General features: G+C 71.0%; 22 protein-coding genes. 12 read left to right on the top strand and 10 right to left on the bottom strand.

From position 1 onward, the window contains the following. Window positions 1-51 precede the first annotated feature (51 nt). Complete coding sequence (locus tag J8M51_RS25740; RefSeq protein ID WP_086759579.1) at window positions 52-753, top strand: SDR family oxidoreductase; 702 nt, start codon at window positions 52-54, stop codon at window positions 751-753. An 87-nt stretch (window positions 754-840) separates the two neighbouring features. Here J8M51_RS25740 and J8M51_RS25745 read toward each other — a convergent pair whose 3' ends face one another. After that, a complete protein-coding gene (locus J8M51_RS25745; RefSeq protein ID WP_086759581.1) occupies window positions 841-1,677 on the bottom strand; it encodes an aldo/keto reductase in 837 nt (278 codons plus the stop codon). Window positions 1,678-1,921: 244 nt separating this feature from the next. Between J8M51_RS25745 and J8M51_RS25750 the strand changes: the two genes are divergently transcribed. Then, window positions 1,922-2,704: a Tat pathway signal sequence domain protein gene (locus J8M51_RS25750; RefSeq protein WP_086759582.1), complete on the top strand. Its 783-nt coding sequence runs from the start codon at window positions 1,922-1,924 to the stop codon at window positions 2,702-2,704. A 31-nt stretch (window positions 2,705-2,735) separates the two neighbouring features. Here the strand turns inward: J8M51_RS25750 and J8M51_RS25755 are convergent, their stop codons facing one another. Continuing rightward, a complete protein-coding gene (locus J8M51_RS25755; RefSeq protein ID WP_086759584.1) occupies window positions 2,736-4,562 on the bottom strand; it encodes an AMP-dependent synthetase/ligase in 1,827 nt (608 codons plus the stop codon). Between the two features lie 299 nt (window positions 4,563-4,861). Next, window positions 4,862-5,737 carry a LysR substrate-binding domain-containing protein gene (locus J8M51_RS25760; RefSeq protein WP_086759586.1) on the bottom strand — a complete coding sequence of 292 codons (876 nt, stop codon included), beginning with the start codon at window positions 5,735-5,737 and terminating at the stop codon, window positions 4,862-4,864. Between the two features lie 169 nt (window positions 5,738-5,906). On the opposite strand from J8M51_RS25760, the gene J8M51_RS25765 reads away from it, so the two are divergent. Beyond that, window positions 5,907-6,941 carry a bile acid:sodium symporter family protein gene (locus tag J8M51_RS25765; RefSeq protein ID WP_267299504.1) on the top strand — a complete coding sequence of 345 codons (1,035 nt, stop codon included), beginning with the start codon at window positions 5,907-5,909 and terminating at the stop codon, window positions 6,939-6,941. On the opposite strand, the gene J8M51_RS25770 is transcribed toward J8M51_RS25765, so the two are convergent. From J8M51_RS25770 to J8M51_RS25800, 7 genes are all read right to left on the bottom strand, one after another. Beyond that, the gene (locus J8M51_RS25770) at window positions 6,880-8,118 is read right to left on the bottom strand and encodes a hypothetical protein (protein ID WP_267299505.1); all 1,239 of its coding nucleotides are present in this window, start codon (window positions 8,116-8,118) and stop codon (window positions 6,880-6,882) included. The genes J8M51_RS25765 and J8M51_RS25770 overlap by 62 nt on opposite strands. 10 nt (window positions 8,119-8,128) lie before the next feature. Then, a complete protein-coding gene (locus J8M51_RS25775; protein WP_267299506.1) occupies window positions 8,129-10,060 on the bottom strand; it encodes a sialidase family protein in 1,932 nt (643 codons plus the stop codon). Window positions 10,061-10,504: 444 nt separating this feature from the next. Beyond that, the gene (gene fdhD / locus J8M51_RS25780) at window positions 10,505-11,368 is read right to left on the bottom strand and encodes a formate dehydrogenase accessory sulfurtransferase FdhD (protein ID WP_086751368.1); all 864 of its coding nucleotides are present in this window, start codon (window positions 11,366-11,368) and stop codon (window positions 10,505-10,507) included. A 7-nt stretch (window positions 11,369-11,375) separates the two neighbouring features. Next, on the bottom strand, window positions 11,376-12,236 hold the full coding sequence (locus J8M51_RS25785; RefSeq protein WP_086751366.1) for a 2Fe-2S iron-sulfur cluster-binding protein: 861 nt from the start codon (window positions 12,234-12,236) through the stop codon (window positions 11,376-11,378). Further along, a complete protein-coding gene (locus tag J8M51_RS25790) occupies window positions 12,233-14,056 on the bottom strand; it encodes an NAD(P)H-dependent oxidoreductase subunit E (protein ID WP_086751364.1) in 1,824 nt (607 codons plus the stop codon). The genes J8M51_RS25785 and J8M51_RS25790 overlap by 4 nt, the downstream gene beginning before the upstream one ends. A 6-nt stretch (window positions 14,057-14,062) precedes the next feature. Continuing rightward, window positions 14,063-15,988, bottom strand: a complete 1,926-nt coding sequence (locus J8M51_RS25795) for a molybdopterin oxidoreductase family protein (protein WP_086751362.1) — start codon at window positions 15,986-15,988, stop codon at window positions 14,063-14,065. A 10-nt stretch (window positions 15,989-15,998) separates the two neighbouring features. Beyond that, the gene (locus J8M51_RS25800; protein ID WP_086751360.1) at window positions 15,999-16,970 is read right to left on the bottom strand and encodes a 2-dehydropantoate 2-reductase; all 972 of its coding nucleotides are present in this window, start codon (window positions 16,968-16,970) and stop codon (window positions 15,999-16,001) included. Between the two features lie 270 nt (window positions 16,971-17,240). On the opposite strand from J8M51_RS25800, the gene J8M51_RS25805 reads away from it, so the two are divergent. The 9 genes from J8M51_RS25805 to J8M51_RS25840 all read left to right on the top strand — a co-directional run bounded on the left by J8M51_RS25805 (window position 17,241) and on the right by J8M51_RS25840 (window position 26,200). After that, a complete protein-coding gene (locus tag J8M51_RS25805) occupies window positions 17,241-18,575 on the top strand; it encodes an OFA family MFS transporter (RefSeq protein ID WP_086751358.1) in 1,335 nt (444 codons plus the stop codon). Continuing rightward, window positions 18,541-18,678 carry an MFS transporter small subunit gene (locus tag J8M51_RS46475; protein ID WP_419595538.1) on the top strand — a complete coding sequence of 46 codons (138 nt, stop codon included), beginning with the start codon at window positions 18,541-18,543 and terminating at the stop codon, window positions 18,676-18,678. The genes J8M51_RS25805 and J8M51_RS46475 overlap by 35 nt, the downstream gene beginning before the upstream one ends. 150 nt (window positions 18,679-18,828) lie before the next feature. Beyond that, window positions 18,829-19,776, top strand: a complete 948-nt coding sequence (locus J8M51_RS25810; protein ID WP_086751356.1) for a beta-ketoacyl-ACP synthase III — start codon at window positions 18,829-18,831, stop codon at window positions 19,774-19,776. Between the two features lie 158 nt (window positions 19,777-19,934). Continuing rightward, on the top strand, window positions 19,935-20,609 hold the full coding sequence (locus J8M51_RS25815; RefSeq protein ID WP_086751354.1) for a GntR family transcriptional regulator: 675 nt from the start codon (window positions 19,935-19,937) through the stop codon (window positions 20,607-20,609). 36 nt (window positions 20,610-20,645) lie between these two features. Then, window positions 20,646-20,891, top strand: coding sequence for a hypothetical protein (locus J8M51_RS25820; protein WP_086751352.1), 246 nt, complete (start codon window positions 20,646-20,648; stop codon window positions 20,889-20,891). A 173-nt stretch (window positions 20,892-21,064) separates the two neighbouring features. Then, window positions 21,065-22,246 carry an ROK family transcriptional regulator gene (locus J8M51_RS25825; protein WP_086751350.1) on the top strand — a complete coding sequence of 394 codons (1,182 nt, stop codon included), beginning with the start codon at window positions 21,065-21,067 and terminating at the stop codon, window positions 22,244-22,246. 274 nt (window positions 22,247-22,520) lie between these two features. After that, on the top strand, window positions 22,521-24,062 hold the full coding sequence (locus J8M51_RS25830; protein WP_086751349.1) for a sugar ABC transporter ATP-binding protein: 1,542 nt from the start codon (window positions 22,521-22,523) through the stop codon (window positions 24,060-24,062). Next, the gene (locus J8M51_RS25835) at window positions 24,059-25,078 is read left to right on the top strand and encodes an ABC transporter permease (RefSeq protein WP_086751347.1); all 1,020 of its coding nucleotides are present in this window, start codon (window positions 24,059-24,061) and stop codon (window positions 25,076-25,078) included. The genes J8M51_RS25830 and J8M51_RS25835 overlap by 4 nt, the downstream gene beginning before the upstream one ends. Window positions 25,079-25,153: 75 nt before the next feature. Continuing rightward, a complete protein-coding gene (locus J8M51_RS25840) occupies window positions 25,154-26,200 on the top strand; it encodes a substrate-binding domain-containing protein (RefSeq protein ID WP_086751344.1) in 1,047 nt (348 codons plus the stop codon). Window positions 26,201-26,490: the final 290 nt, after the last annotated feature.

Below are 26,490 nucleotides of genomic sequence, written 5' to 3' on the forward strand. Positions count from 1 at the left end.
GGAGTCCAGCCGCTCGGCCGGAAGCACAGCCGGAACCACAGGGGGACAACCATGACCGACGCACCAGTCGCGCTGATCACCGGCGGCTCCAGCGGTATCGGGGCCGCCGTCGCCCGGCAGCTGCTCGACCTCGGCCACCGGGTGGCCGTCACCGGGCGCGGGGCCGACCGGTTGCGGGCGTTCGCCGCCGAACTCGGCGATCCGGAGGGGTTGTTGACGCTGCCGGGCCACGCGGCCGAGTACGCGGACGTCCGGGCGGCGGTGGACGCCACGCTGAAGGAGTTCGGGCGGATCGACACCGTCCTCGCCAACGCCGGGTTCGGCACCCATGACACGGTCGCCGAGGGGGACCCCGCCGGGTGGCCGGAGATGGTGCTGACCAATGTCCTCGGCCCGGCCCTGCTGATCCGGGCCTCGATCGACGCCCTCAAGGAGACCCGGGGGCGGATCATGCTGGTCGGCAGCGTCGCCGGGTTCATCCATGGCCCCGGCAACATCTACGGGGCCACCAAGTGGGCGGTGACCGGGCTCGCCGAGAACACCCGGCGGCAGGTCACCGAGTGGGGCGTCGGCGTGACCCTGATCGCGCCCGGCCGGGTGGAGACCCCGTTCTGGGACGCCTACGGCAGTCTCCCGCCGGGCCATCTCCTCACCGCCGACCAGATCGCCGACTCCGTGGTGTGGGCGATCCGGCAGCCCGCGGGGGTCGACATCAACACCGTGGTCGTACGGCCGATCGGGCAGCCGGTCTGAGACATGAGAGACCGCCCGTCGGACGGGTCCGACGGGCGGTCTCGGTCTCGTGCCTCTCGGTGAACGGGTGGCGGCCGAAGCCCCGCCTCAGGCCTCGTTGAACGCCGCCGGGTCCGGGCCGATACGCCGGTCCTCGTTCAGCGCGCTGATCGCGGCGATGTCCTCGGTGTCCAGGGAGAAGTCGAAGACCTCGATGTTCTCCTTGATCCGGGACGGGGTCACGGACTTGGGGATGACCACATTGCCCAGCTGGAGGTGCCAGCGCAGCACCACCTGGGCCGGGGTGCGGCCGTGCTTCTGCGCGATCGCGATGATCGCCGGGACCTCCAGGAGGCCCTTGCCCTGGCCGAGCGGCGACCACGCCTCGGTGGCGATGCCCTGCTGCGCGTGGTACTCACGGGCCGCGAGCTGCTGGAGGTGCGGGTGCAGCTCGATCTGGTTGACGGCCGGGATGACGTTCGTGGCCTCGATCAGTGTCTCCAGGTGCTCCGGAAGGAAGTTGGAGACACCGATGGCCTTGGCGCGCCCGTCGGCGTAGAGCTTCTCGAACGCCTTGTAGGTGTCGACGAACGTGCCCCGGGCCGGCACCGGCCAGTGGATCAGGTACAGGTCCACGTACTCCAGGCCGAGCTTGTCGAGGGAGGTGTCGAAGGCGCGGAGGGTGGAGTCGTAGCCCTGGTCGCTGTTCCAGAGCTTGGTGGTGACGAAGAGGTCCTCACGGGCGACGCCCGCCTTGGCGAGGGCCTTGCCGGTGCCCTCCTCGTTGCCGTAGATCGCGGCCGTGTCGATGCTGCGGTAGCCGGCCTCCAGCGCGGTGGTGACCGCCTGCTCGGCCTCGTCGTCCGGCACCTGCCACACGCCGAAGCCCAGCTGGGGCATCTCGACGCCGTTGTTCAGGATGATCGGGGGGACCTTGCTGCTCACGAGCTCTCGATCCTTAAGTCGTCGGTTGGTGCTTCCCATCGTCAACGATCACGGCCCGTGATGCATTCCTGGGCGGGCCGCTCGCGACCCGAATCACAGCCCGGACCGCAGATTGGCCGGAAATGGATCCGGCGGTACGACAGTATCGGTCTGGACCATTGACCGAACACGGTCACGCGGGGAGTCTGTCCTCTGCCGCATCACACGTCGGTGAATTATGGTCACATACGTGAATGGATGGCTCATGACCCCCACACGAAGGAACCTCCTCGGCGCCACGCTCGGCGGCGCCGCCGCGGTCGCCGTCGGTCTGCCGGCCCCCGCCGCGCACGCCGCCTCCTGGCAGTTGAAGTGGTCTCCGTCGGCGGGCGCCGACGGGCTGCGCGCCTTCGAGACCCTGGAGGACGACCGCGCGGACTCGCACACCTCCGCCGCGCCGCACATCTACGCCACCGGCGACACCTGGCGGTTCGACATGCACACCGTCGACCGGGACACCTCCACCGACCGCCAGCGCCACGAGGTCACCGGGCTGCGCACGAGCAGCGGTTTCCTGCGCTGGACCGAGGGGCAGACCTGGCGCGTCACCTACCAGATGTACATCCCGACCTCGCTGAAGGCGACCACCAGCTTCACGCACATCATGCAGATGAAGCAGCCCGGCGCCGGTACCTCCCCGCTCGTCGTGCAGTCGCTGCGCCGGGTGAACGGGGCGCAGACCATCGAACTGAAGCTGCCGATCGACGACATCCTGATCGGCCGCACGGATCTGGCGCCGCTGCACAACTCCTGGACCGACGTCGACTTCCAGGTCAAGGTCGGCAACGGCTCGGCCGGTTCGGTGCGCTGGATACTCAAGAAGGGCTCGACCACGCTCATCGACGTCTCCCGCTCCGGCGTCGACACCTTCCTCGCCGACCGGCTGCGCCCCAAGTGGGGCATCTACCGCTCCCTGGGCGACACCTCGGGCTCCCTGCAGAACTGCCATCTGCTGCTGCGGAACATGAAGGGGTACCAACTGGTGTGAAGACGGAGGGGGTTGGGGTCCCGGAGGAGTCTCACGCCCGGTACAGCGCCTCCACCTCGGTCCCGTACGCCTTCTCGATCGCCTTCCGCTTCAGCTTCAGCGACGGCGTCAGCAGACCGTGCTCCTCGGTGAACTGGTGCGCGAGAATCCGGAAGGTACGGATCGACTCGGCCTGCGAGACCAGGGTGTTGGCGGCGACCACCGCCCGCCGCACCTCGGTCTCCAGCTCCGGATCGCGCACCAGCTCCGCCGGGGACAGCTTCGCCTTGTTGTGCATCTGTAGCCAGTGCTCCACGGCCTCCCCGTCCAGGGTGACCAGGGCGGCGATGTACGGGCGGTCGTTGCCGACGACGATGCACTGCGCGACCAGCGGATGGTCGCGCACCCGCTCCTCCAGGATCGCCGGGGAGACGCTCTTGCCGCCCGAGGTCACCAGGATCTCCTTCTTGCGCCCGGTGATGGTGAGATAGCCGTCCTCGTCGAGGGAGCCCAGGTCACCGGTGGCGAGCCAGCCGTCGTGCAGGGTCTCGTCGGTGGCCTTGGGGTTGTTCAGATAGCCCTGGAAGACATTGGGGCCGCGCAGCCAGATCTCGCCGTCGTCCGCGATGTGCACGGTCATGCCCGGGATGGCCTGGCCGACCGTGCCGTACCGGGTGCGCTCCGGCGGGTTGGCGGTCGCGGCGGCCGTGCACTCCGTCAGGCCGTACCCCTCGAAGATATGGACGCCCGCGCCCGCGAAGAACAGCCCGAGCCGCCGGTCCATCGCCGAGCCGCCGGACATCGCGTACTTGATCCGGCCGCCCATGGCCTCGCGGATCTTGCCGTAGACGACCTTGTCGAAGAACTGGTGCTGCATCCGCAGCGCCGCCGACGGGCCGGGTCCGATGCCCCAGGCCCGCGCCTCCATCGCGTCCGCGTACTTCACGGCCACCTCGACGGCCTTCTCGAACGGCCCGGCCTTGCCCTCGCGCTCGGCCTTGCGCCGGCTCGCGTTGAAGACCTTCTCGAAGATGTACGGCACCGCGAGGAAGAACGTCGGCCTGAATGCGGCCAGGTCGGGCAGCAGCACGGCCGCGTTGAGCTGCGGCTGATGGCCGAACTTGACCTTCCCCCGGATGCCCGCGACCTGCACCATCCGCCCGAAGACATGGGCGAGCGGCAGGAACAGCAGCGTCGCCGCCTCGTCACCCTTGCGGGACTTGAACAGCGGCGCCCAGCGCTCGATGACCGTGTCCGCCTCGACCATGAAGTTGGCGTGCGAGATCACACAGCCCTTGGGGCGGCCCGTGGTGCCGGAGGTGTAGATGATCGTCGCGATCGACTCGGGGGTCACCGCGCGGCGGTGCCGGTGCACCACCTCGTCGTCGAGATGAGCCCCCGACTCGTACAGCTCCTGCACCGCGCCCACGTCCAGCTGCCAGAGCCGGCGCAGCTGCGGCAGCCGGTCGATGACGGTGGCCACGGTCATCGCGTGGTCCTCGTGTTCGACCATGGCGGCCGTGCACTGGGAGTCGTACAGCATCCAGAAGACCTGCTCGGCGGAGGAGGTCGGATAGACGGGGACGACCTGGGCGCCGACGGTCCACAGCGCGTAGTCGAACAGGGTCCACTCGTAGCGCGTACGGCACATGACGGCGACCCGGTCGCCGAACCGGATGCCCTGCGCGAGCAGCCCTTTCGCCAGCGCGAGGACCTCGTCACGGAACTCGGCGGAGGTCACATCACGCCATTCGCCCCCCTCGTCCTTGCGGCCGAGGGCGATATAGGTCGGGTCCTCCTGGGCGTACTCGAAGACGACGTCGGCCAGACCGCCCACCGGTGGCGCCGACGCCAACGGAGGGTTGGTGAACTCGCGCAAACCCGCTCCTTGTGGCGCTCCGCACAGCGCGTGAAAGCTACCTCACCGCGAGATCGGGCGGGAGGGTTGTGGAGGGGGCGCATTGGGAGGGAGCGGGCGGGGGAGCGCAGGAAAACACCCGCAGATGGGGAGGTCTCCGGCGTAATTCCCGATGCCGTGGTGAGCCGCGAGAAGTCAATCTCCACCGAACCCGCACGCCGCGGTTACGGTGCGCGATCCCGTGTGCACGGTCTGGCCTGGGAAAACGCGAGCACCGCTCATGTCTGACGAGGCGCCGCCCCGGGGCGTGGCCGTTCCCGTCACACTCCGTGTGCCCGGCCGTGGAGCCGGTCGCCGCCGGAGAGGATGGCCGCCGCGAGGGCGTCCGCCGCGCTCGACGCCGCTCCCGGGCGGCGGCCGTGGACGAGGACGAAGTCGACCTCGCCCAGTTCCGGCAGCCCCGCCCGCTCCGGGACGCGGACCAGACCCGGGGGCACCAGACGACGGGAATGCGCCATCACACCGAGGCCCGCGCGGGCGGCGGCGATCAGGCCGTTGAGGCTGCCGCTGGTGCAGGCGACGCGCCAGGAGCGGCCCTCGCGCTCCAGCGCCTCCAGGGCCAGGGCGCGGGTGATGCCCGGCGGCGGATAGACGATCAGCGGCACCGGGCGGTCGGGGTCGAGACGGAGCCGCTCCCCGCCGATCCACACCAGCCGGTCCGTCCACACGGGTTCGCCGCGCGGGTCCTCCGGGCGGCGCTTGGCCAGCACCAGGTCGAGCTTGCCCGCCGCGAGCCGCTCGTGCAGGGTGCCCGACAGCTCGACGGTCAGCTCCAGATCCACCTCGGGATGGTCGTGCCGGAACGCCTCCAGGATCTCCGGGAGCCGGGTCAGCACGAAGTCCTCCGACGCGCCGAAGCGCAGCCGCCCGCGCAGCCGGGTCCCGGTGAAGAACGCCGTCGCCTGCTCGTGCACCTCCAGGAGGCGGCGGGCGAAGCCGAGCATGGCCTCGCCGTCCTCCGTCAGCTCCACCGAGTGCGTGTCCCGGGAGAACAGCTGCCGCCCCACCGCGTCCTCCAGCCGGCGCACATGCTGGCTGACCGTGGACTGGCGCAGCCCCAGCCGCCGGGCGGCCTGCGTGAAGCTCAGGGTCTGGGCCACGGCGAGGAAGGTGCGCAAGTGTGAGGGGTCGTACACGATCGCCACCCTACCCGCTTATCGCGGAAAGTGATGACAGTCAGAGCGGTATGACGGATTCCCGATCAAGGGGCCGAGGAGGACGATGGAGCGGGGCCTTCCGGCCCGGAGCACGCACCTCATCGAAAGCACGTGGAGCACAGTGAAACGCCTGAAGTGGCCGAGTCGGATGCCGATCGACCCGTACATCCTGCTGTTGCTCGGGACGGTGGGCGTCGCGGCGCTCCTCCCGGCGCGGGGTACGGCCGCCGAGGTCGCGTCGGGCGCGTCCACGGCCGCGATCGCCTTCCTCTTCTTCCTCTACGGCGCCCGGCTCTCCACCCGCGAGGCCCTCGACGGCCTCAAGCACTGGCGACTCCATGTCACCGTCCTCGCCTGCACCTTCGTCGTCTTCCCGCTGCTGGGTCTGGCGGCCCGCGGCCTCGAACCGGTCTTCCTGAGCCACTCCCTCTACACCGGGCTGCTCTTCCTCACCCTCGTCCCGTCCACCGTCCAGTCCTCGATCGCCTTCACCTCGATGGCCCGGGGCAACGTGCCCGCCGCGATCTGCGCGGGCTCCTTCTCCTCCCTCGCCGGCATCGTCCTCACCCCGCTGCTCGCGGCGGCGCTGCTCGGCGGCGGCGCCGGCGGGTTCTCCGCCGACTCGCTGCTGAAGATCGTGCTGCAACTGCTGGTGCCGTTCGCCGCCGGACAGCTGACCCGTCGCTGGATCGGCGCCTTCGTCACCCGGCACAAGCGGATCCTCGGCCTCGTCGACCGGGGCTCGATCCTCCTCGTCGTCTACGTCGCCTTCAGCGAGGGCATGGTGCGCGGCATCTGGAGCCAGGTCAGCCCGCTGCGGCTCGCCGGGCTCCTCGCCGTCGAGGCGGTCATGCTGGCGGTGATGCTGCTGCTCACCTGGTACGGCGCCAAGGCCCTGCGCTTCGGCCGGGCGGACCGCGTCGCCATCCAGTTCGCCGGCTCCAAGAAGTCCCTCGCCTCCGGACTGCCCATGGCGAGCGTCCTCTTCGGCCCCGAGGCCTCCCTCGCCGTCCTGCCGCTGATGCTCTTCCACCAGATGCAGCTGATGGTCTGCGCGGTCATCGCCAAACGCCGCGCCAAGGACCCGGTGGAGGACACCGCGGACGCGGGTGACCCGGCGGTCACGGAGCGGCGAGACGAAGCGATACGAACCGCGGTCGGTACAGGGACACGTTCCGGGTGATGTTCAGCTGCGCCGCCGCCGCGTCGGCGTCCAGCCAGTTGACGTCGTAGCTGAGCACCAGCCGCCCGTCGCCGTCGACCGCCCGGTGCGTCTGCGGGTTGTACGCCGCGACCCCGCTGTGCGGCAGCGGCGGACTGAACCCCTTGGTGGGCCCGTGCCAGGGCCCGGTGGGGGAGCAGGCCCAGTACGCGGTCACGGTCGTCAGCCCCGCCGTCCCCGCCGCCATGGTGAGCAGCACATAGGTACGCCCGTCCCGGACGACGCTGAACGCGCTGCCCACGCCCTTGTCGTCCCCGTTCCCGAGCACCGCCCCCGGCCGCCCCCGCACCGCCCACCGCCCGCCGTCCCAGTACTCCCACGCCCCCGGCTCCCCGAGCCGGCCGCGCGGCACCCGGGCGACATACGCGTGCGAGGTGGGCCGGGAGGCGGCCTGGGCGTCGGTGCCGCCGAAGACGTACGTCCACGCGCCCGCGTCCACCGCCGTCGTCCCGAACAGCACCCGCCGGGCCGGATCGGTCACCGACGCCTGGTCCAGCACCGTCGTGATCCCCTCCGGCCGCAGCTCCGGCAGCGACAGCGTGGCCACCTCGGTCGCGGTCGGCACCCCGTAGATCCACGGCGACTGCCCGGCCGTACGGGTCCACAGCAGCACCCGTACGACCTTCTCGGCCGAGCCGGGGGAGCGGGGCTCGACCCGGGCGGCCACCGGCCAGCGCCACCGCTGCGGGCCCGGGTCGGGGAAGACCGGCGCCGGGAGGGTGGCTTCGAGACGGCCCCCGGCGGACATCACCACGGCCGAGTTGCGCACCAGCGGCGTCGCGACGTCCCGCCAGGTGACCGACTCACCGGCCGGGTTGGGCGGGGGATGCACCTGGCCCAGATAGGTGTCCGAGAACAGCCACAGGACCCGCCCGTCCGGGAGGCGCACCGAGTGGGTGCCGTCGCCGCCGGTCCAGTCGTCGGTGCGGGTCGCGTCGTCGCCGTAGCGGGTGAACTCGCCGGTCAGGGAGGCGTCCGGGTCCCAGTCCCGGACCGTACGGGCCGTGCAGGCCAAGCCGCCCTCCCGGTCGTCGTCCGGGAGGGCGGTGAGCAGCACGGCCGCGAGGGCCAGGACCAGGGCCAGGATCAGGACCGGTCCGGCCCCCGTGCGCTGTCGTGCTCCCGCGTCGTCGGGCACGGAAGGGACGTTAGTTGCCTCCGTCCACGCGGTCCATGGGCAGGTGCAGGATCGCGCCCCGCGTCGTGGCGTCCGGCGTGGCGAGTCCGGCCACTTCGGTGTCGCTCAACGCCCGGTCGTAGAGCCGCACTTCGTCGATCGAGCCGGTGAAGTGGACCCGGCTGTCGACCCGTTGACCGATGTGTACCCCGAACGGCGAGTTGCGGCTGACCGATCCGGGCAGGTCGGGGGCGCCGAACGGGGTACCGTCGACGAAGAGCGTGAGCGCCCCGCCGCCCCGCCGCAGCACCAGCCGGTGCCACTGCCCGTCGTTGTACGCGCCCGTGGACCGCACCGAGGCCGTCCGGGGCGGCGAGGCCCCGTCCCGCACGGTGATCAGCCCGGTCAGCCGCCCGGCCGCCGGTTCCCCGCGCACCCACACCTGCGGCTGTGTCGTCCCGACCCCGCCCATCCACAGCATCGGCTGCTCCCCGGTCGTCGCCGAGTACCGGAACCACAGCGAGGCGGTGAAGTCTTTGGTACCGAGGGGAAGTTGGGGCCGGTAGGGCAGTCGTACGGCGTCGTCGGCGCCGTCGAAGTCGAGCGCGCCGCCGAACACCCCGTCCGTGGGCCGGGCCCCGCCGAGCACGGCCGCCGGCCTGCCACCGGGCGCCCGGTCGGGTGTCGTCGGGTCCGGGCCCCGGCGCGGTGTCAGCCAGTCCTCCGTGAACCGGGCGAAGCGGATCTCGTCCCGGGCGTCGACCGCACCGCCCTCGTACAGCAGTCCGACGACATCGTTGCCGCCCTCCCCGGCGTCGATCCTGACCAGGTCCGAGTAGCCGGACCAGTCGGTGGTGACGACCGTGCCCCGGTCCACGCTCTCCCAGGTGCGTCCGCCGTCGTACGAGGAGCGGACCGCCATGGTCCGGCGGCGGTCGGGGTCCGCCGGGGCGGCCAGCAGCATCCGGTCGCCCAGCCGCAGCAGCGAACCCTGGACCTGCGGTGTGTACAGGTCCGGGAGCGCCCGGAAGGGCTCGGCGAAGGTGGTGCCGCCGTCCCGGCTGATCGTCTGGCTGCGATGGCCCAGGTCGGTGCCGTCCTGCTCGCGTCCGCTGACGAGCACCGTGCCGTGCGCGCGCTCGGTCAGGGTCAGCTCCGAGGGCTTCTGGCGGAAGGTGCCGTCGGCCGCGATAGGCCAGGTGTCCGTGGCGCCGACCTTCCAGGTGTCCCCGCCGTCGTCGCTGGTCACGAGCGCCGCGTGGTTGGCGGTGACCCGGCCGTCCGCCCAGCTCTCGGCGTTCACCCCGAGCACGAGCCGGCCCGCGTGTCGGCCCTGGGTGAGCTGGATGCCGTGCACAGGGCCGGTGGCGTACCAGGAGTTCCACCCGGCCGGGCGGATCTGGTCGCGCAGACTGCGCGGCTCGGACCAGGTCAGCCCGTCGTCGTCGCTGTACTGCAGATGCGGGGTCCGGTCACAGGGGACGTCGCAGCTCGCGCTGTCCAGACGGCCCGTGTTGTACGTCTCCGTCAGCAGGACGCGGCCGGTCTCGCGGTCGACGACCGGGGCGGGGTTCCCGTGGGTGTCGCCGTCGCCCTCGTTGACCACCCGCAGCGGGCCCCAGGTACGGCCGCCGTCCGTGGACCGCTTGACCACGAGGTCTATGTCCGCCGCGTCCCCGCAGTTCAGTACGCGGCCCTCGGCGAAGGCGAGCAGGGTTCCCTCGGTCGTCCGGACGACCGCCGGGATCCGGAAGCAGGCGTAGCCGGGGTCCTGCGAGGCCTTGAAGAGGACCTGCTGCTCGAACTCGGCCGAGGCGGTCGCCGACTGTCGGGGCTCGGCCCCGGCCGGGTGGGCGAGGGTGAGGAGGGCGGTGGTGGTGAGTACCGCGATGAGGGGGGAGAGGGGGGAGGTGAGTGAGGATTCGAGGGGGGATCTGAGGCGTGCGCGAAGACTCGACGGCACGGTGCGGCCAGCCCTTCATCCGTCCGGGTGTGGGACATCGGACGTCCCACGTCCGATGTGCGGCCACAGACGGTACGCGGGGGTTCAGGGGGCTCACAAGAACCGTGCGGGTGGGTGGGCGTGTTTTCGCGGCAGGGGGTGGGGCTTCGGATTCGTTGGCGGGTGCGGGTGAGTGGGGGCTGGTCGCGCAGTTCCCCGCGCCCCCAAAAGCCCAGGCCCCTGCGGGCCTGAAGGCGACGGGGCTGCGGGCCTGAAGGCGACCGGTGGCGGGGCTGAAAAGCACGGGGCGCAGCCCCTGCTTTTCAGGGGCGCGGGGAACTGCGCGAGAAGCCCCACCGGGCCGCACCCGGCGACGAAACAGGCCACGCGAAAAGACGGGGCCCCCGAGGCGCAGGGGGCGCTCCCCGCCGCCGGGGGCCCCGCCGCCGTGTCGCGGGGAGCCGGTCAGCCCTTCACGGCCGCGGCCCGCAGAGCGATACGGTGCTCGCCCGCGTACACGTTCATGGAGGCCCCCCTCAGGAACCCCACCAGGGTCAGCCCGGTCTCCGCCGCCAGGTCGACCGCGAGCGACGACGGCGCCGAGACGGCCGCCAGTACCGGTATCCCCGCCATCACCGCCTTCTGCGCCAGCTCGAACGACGCCCGCCCCGACACCAGCAGCACCGCCCGGGACAGCGGCAGCGCCCCGCTCTGCAGGGCCCGTCCCACCAGCTTGTCCACGGCGTTGTGCCGGCCCACGTCCTCCCGTACGTCGAGCAGTTCGCCGTCCTCGCTGAACAGGGCCGCCGCGTGCAGACCCCCGGTCCGGTCGAAGACCCGCTGGGCCGCGCGGAGCCGGTCGGGGAGGCCCGCGAGGAGGTCGGGGTCGAGCCGGACCGGGGGAGTCTCGCCACCTTGCGTGTCGTCGACGGGCCAGCGCGCGGTCGTCCGGACGGCGTCCAGCGACGCCTTTCCGCACAGCCCGCAGGACGAGGTCGTGTACACGTTGCGTTCGAGGGTGATGTCGGGGACGGCGACCCCGGGCGCGGTCCGCACGTCCACCACGTTGTAGGTGTTCGAGCCGTCCTCCGTCGCTCCCGCGCAGTAGACGATGTTCTGCAGGTCCGACTGCTCGGCGAGCACCCCCTCGCTGACCAGGAACCCGGCCGCCAGCGCGAAGTCGTCGCCCGGGGTGCGCATGGTGATCGCGAGCGGCTTGCCGTTCAGCCGGATCTCCATCGGTTCCTCGGCAACGAGCGTGTCCGGGCGGGTGGAGACCGCGCCGTCCCGGATGCGGATCACCTTGCGTCGTTCCGTGACTCGTCCCATGTGTGTCTCAGTCCCGGTTCTGTACGTGCTGGTAGCCGAAGCGGCCCTTGATGCAGAGGTTGCCGTGGGTCACCGGGTTGTCGTGCGGCGAGGTGACCTTCACGATCTCATTGTCCTGCACATGGAGTGTGAGGTTGCAGCCCACACCGCAGTACGCGCACACCGTGGTCGTCTCCGTCTGCGCCGACTCGTCCCAGGTGCCCGCCGCCCGCATGTCGAACTCCGACTTGAAGGACAGCGCGCCCGTCGGGCACACCTCGACGCAGTTCCCGCAGTACACACAGGCGGAGTCGGTGAGCGGGGCGTCGTGCTCCACGGCGATCCGGGCGTCGAAACCCCGGCCCACGACGGAGATCGCGAACGAGTTCTGCCACTGCTCCCCACAGGCGTCCACGCACTTATAACACAGGATGCACTTGTCGTAGTCCCGGACGTACAGCTCGTTGTCGACCCTGGGTTCCTCGTTCAGCCGGGCCGCGTCCGGACCGAAGCGGTCGGGTTTGGCCTCGTACTCCTTGAGCCATCCCGCGACCTTCGGGGTCGTCGAGAGATCGACCGACGACGCGAGGAGTTCGAGGACGATCTTGCGGCTGTGCCGGGCGCGTTCGGTGTCGGTGCGCACCTCCATGCCGGGCTCGGCCTTGCGGGAGCAGGCCGGGACGAGGGTCCTGGCGCCCTCGACCTCGACGACACAGACCCGGCAGGCGTTCTTCGGGGTCAGGGTGTCGCCCTCGCAGAGGGTGGGCACGTCCTTGCCGGCGGCCCGGCAGGCGTCCAGGATCGTCGAGCCCTCGGGGGCACGGACCGGCTCCCCGTCGAGGGTGAACTCCAGCAGACGGCGCGGCACTCCCAGCGGGATCACGGTCATTCGTACGCTCCCAAGCGGTCGATCGCGGATTCCACGGCGTTCCACGCGGTCTGTCCGAGACCGCAGATCGAGGCGTCCCGCATGGCGCGGCCGACCTCCCTGAGCAGGGCGATGTCGTCGGCCGCGGCCGCCCCGGTCCGCTCGGCGATCCGGTGCAGCGCCTCCTCCTGGCGTACGGTCCCCACCCGGCAGGGCACGCACTGCCCGCAGGACTCGTCCCGGAAGAACTCCGCGATCCGCAGCAGCAGCCGGGGCAGCGGGACCGTGTCGTCGAAGGCCATCACCACCCCCGAGCCGAGCGTGGTGCCCGCCTCCCGCGTCCCCTCGAAGGTGAGCGGGATGTCCAGCTCGTCGGGCCGGACGAAACCACCGGCCGCGCCGCCGAGGAGGACGGCCCGCAGGCGGTCCCGCACCCCGGCCAGCGTCAGCAGCTCGCCGAGGGTCGCGCCGAACGGCAGTTCGTAGATGCCGGGCCGGTCCACGCTGCCCGACACACAGAACAGCTTGGGTCCGGTGGAGCGGGCGGTGCCGATCGCCGCGTACGCCGGCGCGCCCATCGTCAGGACCGGCAGGACGTTGACCAGCGTCTCGACGTTGTTCTCCACCGTCGGCTTGCCGAACAGACCCTTCTCCACCGGGAACGGCGGCTTGGAGCGCGGCTCGCCCCGGTAGCCCTCGATGGAGTTGAAGAGCGCCGTCTCCTCACCGCAGATATAGGCCCCGGCGCCGCGGCGGATCTCGATGTCGAAGGCGTACCCCTGGCCGAGGACGTCGTCGCCGAGCAGCCCCCGGGCGCGAGCCTGGGCGATCGCGTTCTCCAGGCGGCGCAGGGCCCGTGGGTACTCGCCGCGCAGATACAGGTACCCCTTGTGCGCCCCGGTCACGTACCCCGCGATCGTCATCGCCTCGACCAGCGAGAACGGGTCGCCCTCCATGAGCACGCGGTCCTTGAAGGTGCCCGGCTCGGATTCGTCCGCGTTGCAGACGAGGTAGTGGGGGTGGTCGGGCTGACCCGCCGTGGCCTGCCATTTGCGGCCGGTGGGGAAGGCGGCGCCGCCGCGCCCGACCAGGCCCGAGTCGGTGACCTCCCGGATCACCCCGGCGGGGCCGAGCGCGAAGGCCCGGCGCAGGGCCGTGTAGCCGCCGTGGGCGCGGTAGTCGTCGAGGGAGGCCGGGTCGACGACGCCGACCCGGCCCAGCAGGGTCAAGGAAGGGTCCCCGGCCTGGGGAACCGCCATCGCGGCCGGGGGCTCCTCGTCCGCCGAGTCGGGCGCGCTCGCCGCGAGGACGGCCGCCTCGACGGACGCGGGCGCCGCCACCGCCGTACGCACCGGGTCCCCGGCCTTGATCGCGAGGGCGGCCGGGGCCCGCTCGCACAGGCCGAGGCACGGGCTGCGCTCCACGCCGACCCCGCTGCCGAGGCCGAGGCGGGCCTCGACGCCGGCGCAGAGATCCGCCGCCCCGGCCGCCGCGCACGCCAGGTCCGTGCACACGTGCAGCACGGTCGCGGGACGCGGCTTGACGGAGAACATCGAGTAGAAGGTGGCCACGCCGTACGCCTCCGCCGGCGGCACGGTCAGCCGTCGGCAGAGGTAGTCCAGCGCGCCCTCGCTGATCCAGCCGATCCGGTCGTTGATCGCGTGCAGCCCCGGCAACAGCAGATCACGGCGCTCCCGGGCCTCCCGGCCGCCCCGCGCCCACCGCAGATCGGCGTCGGTACGGTCCGCGCCCTCCCAGGAGGACTCCGGCGGGCCGAGGAGCGCGTCGACCGCCGCCTTCTCCTCGTCCGTCGGTTTGCTGTCACCGAAGTGCAGGTCCACTTGACGTCACCTCACGATGGTCGCGACGGGCAGCTTCTCGATCCGGATCGCCGAGGCCTTGAACTCGGCCGTCCCCGCGATCGGGCAATTGGCCTCGATCGTCAGCTGGTTGGTGTCCACCTCGTCGGGAAAGTGCATGGTCATGAAGGCCAGGCCCGGCCGCAGCCCGAGGTCGATCCACACCGGCGCCGTCACCGAACCGCGCCGCGAGGAGACCTGGACCTCCTCGCCCACCGCGACCCCGTACCGCTCGGCGTCCTCCGGGCACAGCTCGATGTACTCCCCACGCCGCAGCGGCGAGGCGTAACCCCCGCTCTGCACCCCGGTGTTGTACGAGTCGAGCCGCCGTCCGGTGGTGAGCCGGATCGGGTACCGCTCGTCCGTCAGATCGACCGGCGGATCGTGCCGCACGATCCCGAAGGGCGCGAGCCTGCCGCGCCGCGCCGGGTCCGGATCCCACAACCTGCCGTGCAGATAGGTCGGTTCGAGCCGGTCGGTCTCCGGACAGGGCCACTGGATGCCCTGCTCCTGCTCCAGCCGCTCGTACGTCATCCCGTAGTGGTCCGGCGACACCGACCGCAGCTCGTTCCAGACGGCCTCGGCGTCGGCGTACTTCCACTCGTGCCCGAGCCGTGCGGCCAGGTCGCAGATGATGTCGATGTCCTCGCGGGCCTCCCCGGGCGGGACGACCGCCTTGCGCACCCGCTGCACCCGGCGCTCGCTGTTGGTCGTCGTCCCGTCCGTCTCCGCCCACCCGGCGGTCGCGGGCAGCACGACATCGGCCAGCTCGGCGGTCTTCGTCAGGAAGATGTCCTGGACCACGAGGAAGTCCAGCTCCCGCATCCGCCGGACGGCCTGCTCGCTGTCGGCCTCGGACTGCGCCGGGTTCTCCCCGACGCAGTACACGGCCTTCAGTGAGCCCTCCTCCATGGCCTCGAACATCTCCGTCAGGTTCAGCCCGTAGTGCGGCTGGATGACGGTGTCCCACGCCGACTCGAACTTCAGCCGGGTGCCGGGATCGAGGATGTCCTGGAAGCCGGGAAGACGGTTGGGGATGGCGCCCATGTCGCCGCCGCCCTGCACGTTGTTCTGGCCGCGCAGCGGCTGCAACCCCGAGGCGTAGCGCCCCACATGGCCGGTCAGCAGGGAGAGGTTGATCAGCGCGCGGACGTTGTCGGTGCCGTTGTGGTGCTCGGTGATGCCGAGTGTCCAGCACAGCTGGGCGCGCTCGGCACGGGCGTACGCGTGCGCCAACTCCCTGATGGCGACGGCCGGTACACCCGTCACCTTCTCGGCCAGCGACAGCGTCCAGGGTTCGACGAGCGCCTTGTACTCCTCGAAGCCGGTGGTAGCCCGCTCGATGAACGCCTCGTTGGCGAGGCCCGCGTGGATGATCTCGCGGCCCACCGCGTGCGCCATCGGGATGTCGGTGCCGACGTTCAGGCCCATCCAGCTCTCGGCCCACTCGGCGGTGGAGGTCCGGCGCGGGTCGACGGCGTACATCCGGGCGCCGTTGTGGATGCCCTTCAGTACGTGCTGGAAGAAGATGGGGTGCGCGAAGCGGGCGTTGGAGCCCCACATCACGATGACGTCGGTGTGTTCGATCTCCTCGTAGGAGGAGGTGCCGCCGCCGGAGCCGAAGGCGGCGGACAGTCCGGCGACGCTCGGCGCGTGACAGGTGCGGTTGCAGGAGTCGACGTTGTTGGTGCCCATGACCACGCGGGCGAACTTCTGCGCCACGTAGTTCATCTCGTTGGTGGCGCGGGCGCAGGAGAACATGCCGAACGCGCCGCGGTTGCGCTCGATGCCCCGGGCGGCCCGGTCGAGCGCCTCCTCCCAGCTCGCCGGCCGGAAGGGCTCGTCGCGGGAGTCACGGACGAGGGGACGGGTGAGCCGGGTGTAGGTCTTCGGGGTCCGGTCGCGTTTCCTCATACGACGCTCCTCATGCCGCGCTCCTGAGCGCGAGCAGGTCCGAGATGGCGTGGACGGTGCGGAGTGTGGGCACCTCGACGCCCGTGATGTCCGCCAGTTCGACGACGGCGGACAGCAGGACGTCGAGTTCCAGCGGTTTGCCGCGCTCCAGGTCCTGGAGCGTGGAGGTGCGGTGGTCGCCGACGCGTTCGGCGCCGGCCATCCGCCGTTCGACCGAGACGCCGACCTCGCAGCCCAGGGCCTCGGCGACGGCCAGCGTCTCGGTCATCATCGTCTCGATGACCTTGCGGGTGCCGCCGTGCAGACACATCTGCCGCATGGTCGCGCGGGCCAGGGCGCTGATCGGGTTGAACGAGATGTTGCCGAGCAGTTTGATCCAGATGTCGCCCCGGATGTCCGGCTCCACCGGGCACTTCAGGCCACCGGCGACCATGGCCTCGCCGAACGCCAGACAGCGCGCCGAGACCGTACGGTCCGGTTCGCCGACCGAGAACCGGGTGCCTTCCAGGTGCCGTACGACACCCGGGCCTTCGAGCTCGGTGGCCGCGTACACGACGCAGCCGACGGCCCGTTCGGGCGCGAGCACCGCACTGACCGCGCCGTCGGGGTCCACGCTCTCCACCCGGTGGCCGTCGTGCGGGCCGCCGTGCCGGTGGAAGTACCACCAGGGGATGCCGTTCTGGGCGGCGATCACCGCCGTGGAGTCGTGCAGCAAGGGCTCGATGAGCGGCCCGCACGCCGCGTACGAGTGGGCCTTGAGGCCGAGGAAGACGAAGTCGACCGGGCCGATCTCGGCCGGGTCGTCGGTGGCGTGGGCGCGGGCGGTGAAGTCCCCGCGCGGGCTGAGCACCCGCACCCCGTCCCGCCTCATGGCCGCGAGATGCGGTCCACGGGCGACGAGGTGCGTGTCCGCGCCGGCGCGGTGGAGCGCGGCGCCGACATAGGCGCCGATCGCACCGGCGCCGAGAACTGCGACTTTCATGGTGAGGGAGCTCCGTTCGGTCGAGGGATACCGCGGAGATGACACTCTGTTCGGGTTGTGTCGACGAAATATTGTCTACAGTATGGAAGTTGGGCCGACAAGACTTCGCGCAACGACAGGGCAAGGCATTACCCGGACATGAAGGTGGCCGGTACTCGAAGGCGAGTCTGGCCGGGGAACGACCGTTCGGCGCTCGGTGCATACCGCTCATCGCATACGGTCGACGTGCCGCCTTCTCAACCACCCCGCCACTGCCTACCGTCCGGGATCATGAGTCCCCCCGTCGCACCCCCGGGCTGGAGCCGCTGGCTCGTCCCCCCGGCCGCGCTCTCCGTACATCTCTCCATCGGTCAGGCCTACGCCTGGAGCGTCTTCAAGCCGCCGCTCGAATCCGCGCTCGGCCTCAGCGGCACCCAGAGCGCCCTGCCCTTCCAGCTGGGCATCGTCATGCTGGGCCTGTCCGCCGCGTTCGGCGGCACCCTCGTCGAGCGCAACGGGCCGCGCTGGGCGATGACCGTCGCGCTGATCTGCTTCTCCTCCGGCTTCCTGCTCGCCTCGCTCGGCGCGGCCACCGAGCAGTACTGGCTGATCGTCTTCGGCTACGGCTTCGTCGGCGGCATAGGCCTCGGCATCGGCTACATATCGCCGGTGTCGACCCTGATCAAATGGTTCCCGGACCGGCCAGGCATGGCCACCGGCATCGCGATCATGGGCTTCGGCGGCGGGGCGCTCATCGCCTCCCCATGGTCCGCGCAGATGCTGGAGTCCTTCGGCTCCGACTCCTCCGGCATCGCCCTCGCCTTCCTGGTGCACGGACTGTCGTACGCCGTGTTCATGCTGCTCGGGGTGCTGCTGGTCCGGGTGCCGCGCACCGAGAAGCCGGCCGAGAGCGGCCCCGGCGTCCTCTCCGGCCCCCAGGTCTCCGCCCGCAACGCCATCCGCACCCCGCAGTTCTGGTGCCTGTGGGTCATCCTCTGCATGAACGTCTCCGCGGGCATCGGCATCCTGGAGAAGGCCGCCCCCATGATCACGGACTTCTTCGCCGACTCCTCGACCCCGGTCACCGTCACCGCGGCGGCGGGCTTCGTGGCGCTGCTCTCCGCGGCCAACATGACCGGACGGATCGTCTGGTCCTCCACGTCCGACCTGATCGGCCGCAAGAACATCTACCGCGTCTACCTCGGCGTCGGCGCGCTGATGTATCTGCTGATCGCGCAGTTCGGCGACTCCTCCAAGCCGCTGTTCATCGTCTGCGCCCTGGTCATCCTGTCCTTCTACGGCGGCGGCTTCGCCACCATCCCCGCCTATCTGAAGGACCTCTTCGGCACCTACCAGGTCGGCGCCATCCACGGCCGGCTGCTCACCGCCTGGTCCACGGCCGGTGTCCTCGGCCCGCTGATCGTCAACTGGATCGCCGACCGGCAGGAGGAGGCCGGCAAGTCCGGCGCCGACCTCTACGGCACGTCCTTCTTCATCATGATCGGGCTGCTCGTCGTCGGCTTCGTCGCCAACGAGCTGGTCCGGCCCGTCCACCCCCGCTTCCACATCCCCGCCCCGAGGGAGGCCGCCGATGTCGTCCAGCGACAGCAGTCCGAATCCGCCTGACCGGCGCCCCTTGATCATCTTTGCCTGGGTGTGGGTGGGCGTGCCGCTCACCTACGGACTGTACGAGCTCGTACGGAAGGCCACACAATTGTTCACCGGGTGAGCACCCCGGACGCCCCAGGGCCCGCCCGGGGTCTGACAGAAGCCCACAACTCGGGCCGCGCATTACTGTCGCCTCACCCGTCCTCGTACCCGTGAGTCACTGATCAGACTGGTGGATCCCGCTGACCACAGGCAACGAGGGGAACCACCCATGAACGGCTCGCGGATCGCCGCCGTCGGCCACTACCAGCCCGCCAGGATCCTCACCAACGAGGATCTGGCGGGCATGGTCGACACCAGTGACGAGTGGATCACGAGCCGTGTGGGCATTCGCACCCGGCACATCGCCGGACCCGACGAGCCGGTGGACGAGCTGGCCGGGCACGCCGCCGCCAAGGCGCTCGCCGCCGCCGGCCTCGGCCCCGAGGCCATCGACCTGGTCGTGGTCGCCACCTCCACCGCCGTCGACCGCTCCCCGAACATGGCGGCCCGGGTCGCCAACCGGCTCTCCATCCCGAACCCGGCCGCCATGGACGTCAACGTCGTCTGCGCCGGGTTCACCCACGCGCTCGCCACCGCCGACCACGCCGTGCGGGCGGGCGCCGCCACCCGGGCGCTGGTCATCGGCGCCGACAAGATGTCCGAGGTCGCCGACTGGACCGATCGCACGACCTGTGTCCTCGTCGGGGACGGGGCGGGCGCGGCCGTCGTCGAGGCCGTCGGTCCCGACGAGGCGCCCGGCATCGGGCCCGTGCTGTGGGGATCGGTGCCCGAGATGGGCAACGCCGTACGCATCGAGGGCACCCCCGCGCGCTTCGCGCAGGAGGGGCAGAGCGTCTACCGCTGGGCCACCACCAAGCTGCCGCCCCTCGCCCGCGCCGCCTGCGAGAAGGCCGGGCTCACCCCCGCCGACCTCGCCGCCGTCGTCCTGCACCAGGCCAACCTGCGCATCATCGAGCCCCTCGCCGAGAAGATCGGCGCGGTGAACGCGGTCGTCGCCCGCGATGTCGTCGAGTCCGGCAACACCTCGGCCGCGAGCATCCCCCTCGCCTTCTCCAAGCTCGTCGAACGCGGCGAGATCTCCAGCGGCGACCCCGTGCTCCTCTTCGGCTTCGGCGGCAACCTGTCGTACGCGGGCCAGGTCGTCCGCTGCCCGTGAGCTGGTCTTCCTCGTGATGTGACGCGTCCGACCCTCCAGTGGGCTGGAAATTGTGGGCCGTAGACTGTAGACGAAAGACAATCCATACTGGCCTTGGCTTCTGCCTCTGGCCGACTTTCCGTTTGCAGTGCCCGGTGGCGCTCTGGAGGGGGATCGCGATGTTGTCGGCAGGACTTCCGCAAGGGGCCGTGCCCCGGCTCGAACGCCCCGGCCCGCTGCGCGACCGCGTCTACGAGGCGCTGCTCGAACTCATCACCACCCGCGCGCTGCGCCCCGGCCAGCACCTCGTCGAGAGCGAACTCGCCGGGCATCTCGGCGTCTCCCGGCAGCCCGTCCGGGAGGCCCTGCAGCGGCTCAACACCGAGGGGTGGGTCGATCTGCGGCCCGCCCAGGGCGCCTTCGTGCACGAGCCGACGGAGGCGGAGGCCGACCAACTCCTCACGGTCCGCACCCTGTTGGAGGCTGAGGCCGCCCGCCTCGCCGCGGCGAACGCCGGCACGGCGGGCATCACGGCCCTGGAGGAACTCTGCGCGGAGGGCGAGCGGGCCGTCGAGGCCGACGACGTCGACGCGGCCGTCGCCCTCAACGCCCGCTTCCACGCCAAGGTCATGGACCTGGCCGGCAACACGGTCCTCGCCGAACTCGCCGCCCAGGTCGACCGCCGCGTCCGCTGGTACTACACCCCCGTCGCCCGCCAACGCGGCCACCAGTCCTGGATCGAACACCGCGAACTGATCGCCGCCGTCGCCGCCCGCGACGAGACCCGCGCGACGGAGGTCATGCGGGCGCATACGGAGCACACGCGGAAGACGTATCACGAGCGGGAAAAGTAGCGGGCGGAGAGGCCCGTCGGTGGCTAGGTTCGGGGCATGTCCGTACAGATCGAGTTCAACGACCACAGCCGCCCGGCCGTCCGACTCGACGACGGCCCGGTGAGCAAGACCGAAGGGCGCTCGTACTTCTACACGGTGACGTCGTACGGCGCTGTGATCGTCTACCAGCGCGTGCACGCCATGAAGCGGGGCCAGGTGGTCGACTCGTCGGAGTACCAGCAGGTCGCCATGTACGGGCCGTCGGCCTGGTTCTCGGCGCACGGTGACCCGATCCCCGGCTGACCGCTCCCTTCGCGCGCTTTGCCGGCTCTGCGCACCCTTCTTTGTCCTGTGAGAGGAGAAAGTTGGCGGCAATCCATGCGCAACTTCTTCCCAGCGTCGGCAGCCACTGCTACGTTCCCCTCGAAAGCCAAGCACGGCGGTGCCGATGAGGCGGGGAGGGGCTAGTGAGACGTATGACGGCTCGACCCGCGAACACGCATCAGGCCCGGCTGCTGCGGCTGTTGCGGGACGGTGGGCCCAACTCCCGGGCGCAGCTCGGGGATCGGGTCGATCTGTCGCGGTCGAAGCTGGCGGTGGAGGTGGACCGGCTCCTGGAGACGGGACTGGTCGTGGCCGACGGGCTCGCCGCCTCGCGCGGTGGCCGCCGGTCGCACAACGTCCGGCTCAACCCCCGACTCCGTTTCCTCGGCGTCGACATCGGCGCCACCTCGATCGATGTGGCCGTGACCAACGCCGAGTTGGAGATCCTCGGGCACATCAACCAGCCGATGGACGTGCGGGAAGGTCCGGTCGCCGTCTTCGAGCAAGTGCTCGCGATGGCGGCCAAGTTGAAGGCCTCGGGGCTCGCGGAAGGGTTCGACGGCGCCGGTATCGGCGTCCCCGGACCGGTCCGCTTTCCCGAGGGCGTCCCCGTCGCCCCGCCGATCATGCCGGGCTGGGACGGGTTCCCGGTGCGCGAGGCGCTCAGCCAGGAACTCGGCTGCCCGGTCATGGTCGACAACGACGTGAACCTGATGGCCATGGGGGAGCAGCACGCGGGCGTGGCCCGTTCCGTGGGCGACTTCCTCTGCGTCAAGATCGGCACCGGCATAGGCTGCGGCATCGTCGTCGGCGGCGAGGTCCACCGGGGGACGACGGGCAGCGCCGGCGACATCGGGCACATCCTCGCCGTACCGGACGGCCGCCCCTGCGCCTGCGGCAACCGGGGCTGTCTGGAAGCCCACTTCAGTGGCGCCGCGCTCGCCCGCGACGCCAAGGACGCCGCCCAGCAGGGACTTTCGGCGGAACTCGCCACCCGTCTGGAGACCAACGGCACCCTCACCGCCGTCGACGTGGCCGCCGCGGCAGCCGCCGGCGACGCCACCGCCCTCGACCTGATACGCGAGGGCGGCAACCGCACCGGCCAGGTCATCGCCGGACTCGTCAGCTTCTTCAACCCCGGCCTGGTGGTGATCGGCGGCGGGGTGACCGGCCTCGGCCACACCCTGCTCGCCGCCATCCGCACCCAGGTCTACCGCCAGTCACTGCCCCTCGCGACCGGCAATCTGCCCATCGTGCTGGGGGAGTTGGGGCCCACCGCCGGCGTCATCGGCGCGGCCCGCCTCATCAGCGACCATCTGTTCTCACCCGCGTAGACCCTCGTAGACCCTCGTCGAGGGCCACACCACTCGGCGCTCCGCCCTAGGCCGTGTCCGCAAAGTCCCGCCTGCCCCGCGACGCCTGGCACGCACTCTCGCCGCACCGGGCGAAAGCCCAAGTACATCCAGTACGAGGGCTTTCGCCCGGCACGCCGAGAGCACGCACCAGACGCCGCGGGGCCCGCCCTCCGGGCGGACGACGGGACTTTGCGGACACGACCTAGCCCTGCTCTGCCCTGCAACCGGCCCGCACGCCCGCCAAGGGGAACTCATGGCACCAGAACCACCGCTGCTCACCATGTCCGGCATCACCAAGTCGTTCCCCGGAGTCCGGGCCCTGGACGGCGTCGACCTCGACGTCCAGGCCGGAGAGGTGCACTGTCTGCTCGGCCAGAACGGCGCCGGGAAGTCCACCCTGATCAAGGTCCTGGCCGGCGCCCACCAGCCCGACGACGGCACCATCACCTGGCGGGGCGAACCCGTCACCCTGAAGTCCCCGATCGCCGCGATGCGCCTCGGCATCGCCACCATCTACCAGGAACTCGACCTGGTGGAGGGCCTGTCGGTGGCCGAGAACGTCCACCTCGGGCATGAGCCCACGGCCGCCGGCTTCGTCGTACGGGGAAAGGCGGCCCGTACGTCGACTGCCGCGCTGCTCAAGCGACTCGGTCACCCGGAGGTCGATCCGGCGCGGCTCGTGGGGGAGTTGTCCGCCGCCCAGCAGCAGATCGTGTCCATGGCGCGGGCGCTCTCCCACGACGTACGGCTGATCGTGATGGACGAGCCGTCGGCCGCGCTCGACCCCGACGAGGTCGACAACCTGTTCAGGATCGTGGGCGACCTGACCGCGGCCGGCGTCGCCGTCGTCTACATCTCGCACCGGCTGGAGGAGATCCGGCGGATCGGCGACCGGGTGACCGTCCTCAAGGACGGGCGGGCCGTGGCGGGCGGGCTGCCCGCGAAGTCGACACCGACACGCGAGGTCGTGGCGCTGATGACCGGGCGCAACGTCGAGTACGTCTTCCCCGACCGGCCGCCCGCGCCGCTGGCCGACACCGCGCCCGTGCTGGAGGTACGGGGACTGGCGCGCGCCGGCGAGTTCGAGCCGCTCGATCTGGACGTACGCCCCGGCGAGATCGTGGGCCTCGCCGGACTCGTCGGCTCGGGACGGTCGGAGATCCTGGAGACGATCTACGGGGCGCGCAAGCCCACCGCCGGTCAAGTGAGCGTCGGCGGACGGCAGTTGAGGCTCGGCAGCGTACGGGCCGCCGTACGGGCCGGGCTCGGGCTCGCCCCCGAGGAGCGCAAGGCGCAGGGGCTGCTGATGCTGGAGTCCGTCACCAGGAACGTCTCCGTCTCCTCGGTGTCCCGCTTCGCCCGCGTCGGCTGGATCGACCGGGGCGCGGAGCACCGTGCCGCACGGGCCGCGACCCGCGAGCTGTCGCTGCGCCCCGACAACCCGGACGTCCCCGTCCGCACCCTCTCCGGGGGCAACCAGCAGAAGGCCGTGCTCGCCCGCTGGCTGCTGCGCGGCTGCCGGGTCCTGCTGCTCGACGAACCCACCCGGGGCGTCGACGTGGGTGCCCGCGCCGAGCTGTACGCGGTGGTGCGCCGGCTCGCCGACGAAGGGCTCGCCGTGCTGCTCGTCTCCAGCGAGGTCCCCGAAGTCCTCGGCCTCGCCGACCGGGTGCTCGTCCTGCGCGAGGGCCGGGTCGTGCACACCGCGCCCGCCCGTGAACTCGACGAACACCGTGTCCTCGACCTCGTGATGGAAGGAAGCCCGGTGGCCACAGAAGGGAGCCCGGCGTCATGACGCAGCCCGTGTCCCCGCCCAGGGACAGTATCGACAAGGCGCCCGCGCCGAACGGGCCCCCGGCGTGGCGGACCATGCTGTTCCGGGCCGACGTCCGCACGCTCTCCCTCCTCGGCGTCCTCGCCGCGCTGATCCTCATCGGCGGCTTCACCAAGCCCGACGAGTTCCTCGACACCCGCAACCTCCAACTCGTCCTCACCCAGGCCTCGGTGATCGGTGTCGTCACCGTCGGCATGACCTTCGTCATCACCTCCGGCGGCATCGACCTCTCCGTGGGCGCGATCGTCGCCCTGGCCTCCGTGTGGGCGACGACCGTGGCCACCCAGGAGTACGGGTTCGCCGGCATCCTCTTCACGGCGGTGATCGTCGGCGTCGGCTGCGGCCTGGTCAACGGGCTGCTCATCGCCTACGGCGGGATGGTCCCCTTCATCGCCACCCTCGCCATGCTCGCCTCGGCCCGCGGTCTCGCCCTGCAGATCACCGACGGCAGCACCCAGGTCGTCAGCGTCGACTCCATCCTGGACCTCGGCGAACGCGACGCGTACATCCTCGGCATCCCACCCCTCGTCCTGGTCTTCGCGTTCGTGACGATCATCGGCTGGCTCGTGCTGAACCGCACGACCTTCGGCCGCCGCACCGTCGCCGTCGGCGGCAACGCCGAGGCGGCCCGGCTCGCGGGCATCGACGTCCGCCGCCAGCGGCTCTACCTCTATCTGCTCTCCGGACTGTGCTGCGGCATCGCCGCGTTCCTGCTGATCGTGCTCTCCGGCTCGGGCCAGAACACCAACGGCAACCTCTACGAGCTCGACGCCATCGCCGCCGCGATCATCGGCGGCACCCTGCTCACCGGCGGCCGGGGCACCATCACCGGCTCCGTGCTGGGCGTCCTGATCTTCACCACGATCACCAACATCTTCGCGCTCAACAACCTCCAGAGCGATGTCCAGCAGATCGCCAAGGGCGCGATCATCGTCGCCGCGGTCCTGGTCCAGCGACGCACGGCCAGTACGACCTGACAGCACGGCCCGACAGCACGACGTGCCACGCCGAAGAGCCGACGGGAAGAGCCGCAACCGGAAAGGTCCACCGCCATGTCACAGTTCACCAGCCGTAGAGGACTGCTCTTCGGGACCGCCGCCGTCTCGGCCGGCGCCCTCCTCACCGGTTGCACCAGCAATGAGCCCAGCAAGGCCGGGGACGACACGGCCGCCAACGAGCAGCCGGCCGCCGACGACAAGCCCGGCAAGGCGGTCACCATCGGCTTCGCCGGACCGCAGGCCGACCACGGCTGGCTCAACGCGATCAACCAGAACGCCAAGAGCCGTGCCGAGCGGTACGAGGACGTCACCCTGGAGATCACCGAGGGCTCCAACGACACCGCCCAGCAGATCGGCCAGATCGAGACCCTCATCAACAAGAAGGTCGACGTCCTGGTCGTGCTGCCCGCCGACGGCAAGGCGCTCACCCAGGTCGGCCTCAAGGCGATGCGGGCCGGCATCCCCGTCGTCAACCTCGACCGGATCTTCAACACCCCGCAGGCGTACCGCTGCTGGATCGGCGGCGACAACTACGGCATGGGCCTCAACGCCGGGCACTACATAGGCGAACAGCTCAAGGACAAGGGCGACGCCCGGGTCATCGAGCTGGCGGGCCTCGACAACCTGGAGCTGACCAAGCAGCGCACCCAGGGCTTCGACGACGCGCTGAAGAACTACCCCAACATCAAGAAGGTGGCCCGGCAGGCCGCCGAGTTCACGGTGGAGTCCGGCCAGGCCAAGATGGCCCAACTGCTCCAGGCCCAGTCGAAGTTCGACGCGCTGTGGAACCACGACGACGACCAGGGCGTGGGCGCGCTGCGCGCCATCGAGCAGGCCGGGCGCGACGACTTCCTGATGGTCGGCGGCGCGGGCGCGCTCTCCGCGTTCCAGGCGATCAAGAAGGACGACGGGGTGCTGAAGGCCACCGTCCTCTACCCGCCGACCATGGCGGCCTCCGCGATCGACCTGGCCCGCGCCCTCGGCCAGGGCAAGGGCATCGGCGGCCTCGCCGAGTTCGAGATCCCGGCCTCGCTCACGCTCTACTCGGCGGTCGTCGACAAGAGCAACGTCGACCAGTACATGCCGACCGGCTTCAAGTGACGAGCCCCGCCGGACGGGCCTGACCTAGGCCGTGTCCGCAAAGTCCCGTCTGCCCCGCCCTCCGGGCGACGACGGGACTTTGCGGACACGACCTGGCACGCGGGCCGCCGCGTCGGGCCCCACCCCCCACCGCGCCGCGACACGAGGAGGACACACGCATGGGACAGCCGCAGCAGCCCGACCAGGCCGAGGCGGAGGAGTCAGGAGCCGCACGGCCGGACGCCGACGCGGACGGCAGCACCGGAGGCGGGGACACCGCGGGCGGCGGGGGAACGCCGACCGGGGCTACC

The organism is Streptomyces griseiscabiei, assembly GCF_020010925.1.
In the GTDB taxonomy this organism is placed as follows: domain Bacteria; phylum Actinomycetota; class Actinomycetes; order Streptomycetales; family Streptomycetaceae; genus Streptomyces; species Streptomyces griseiscabiei.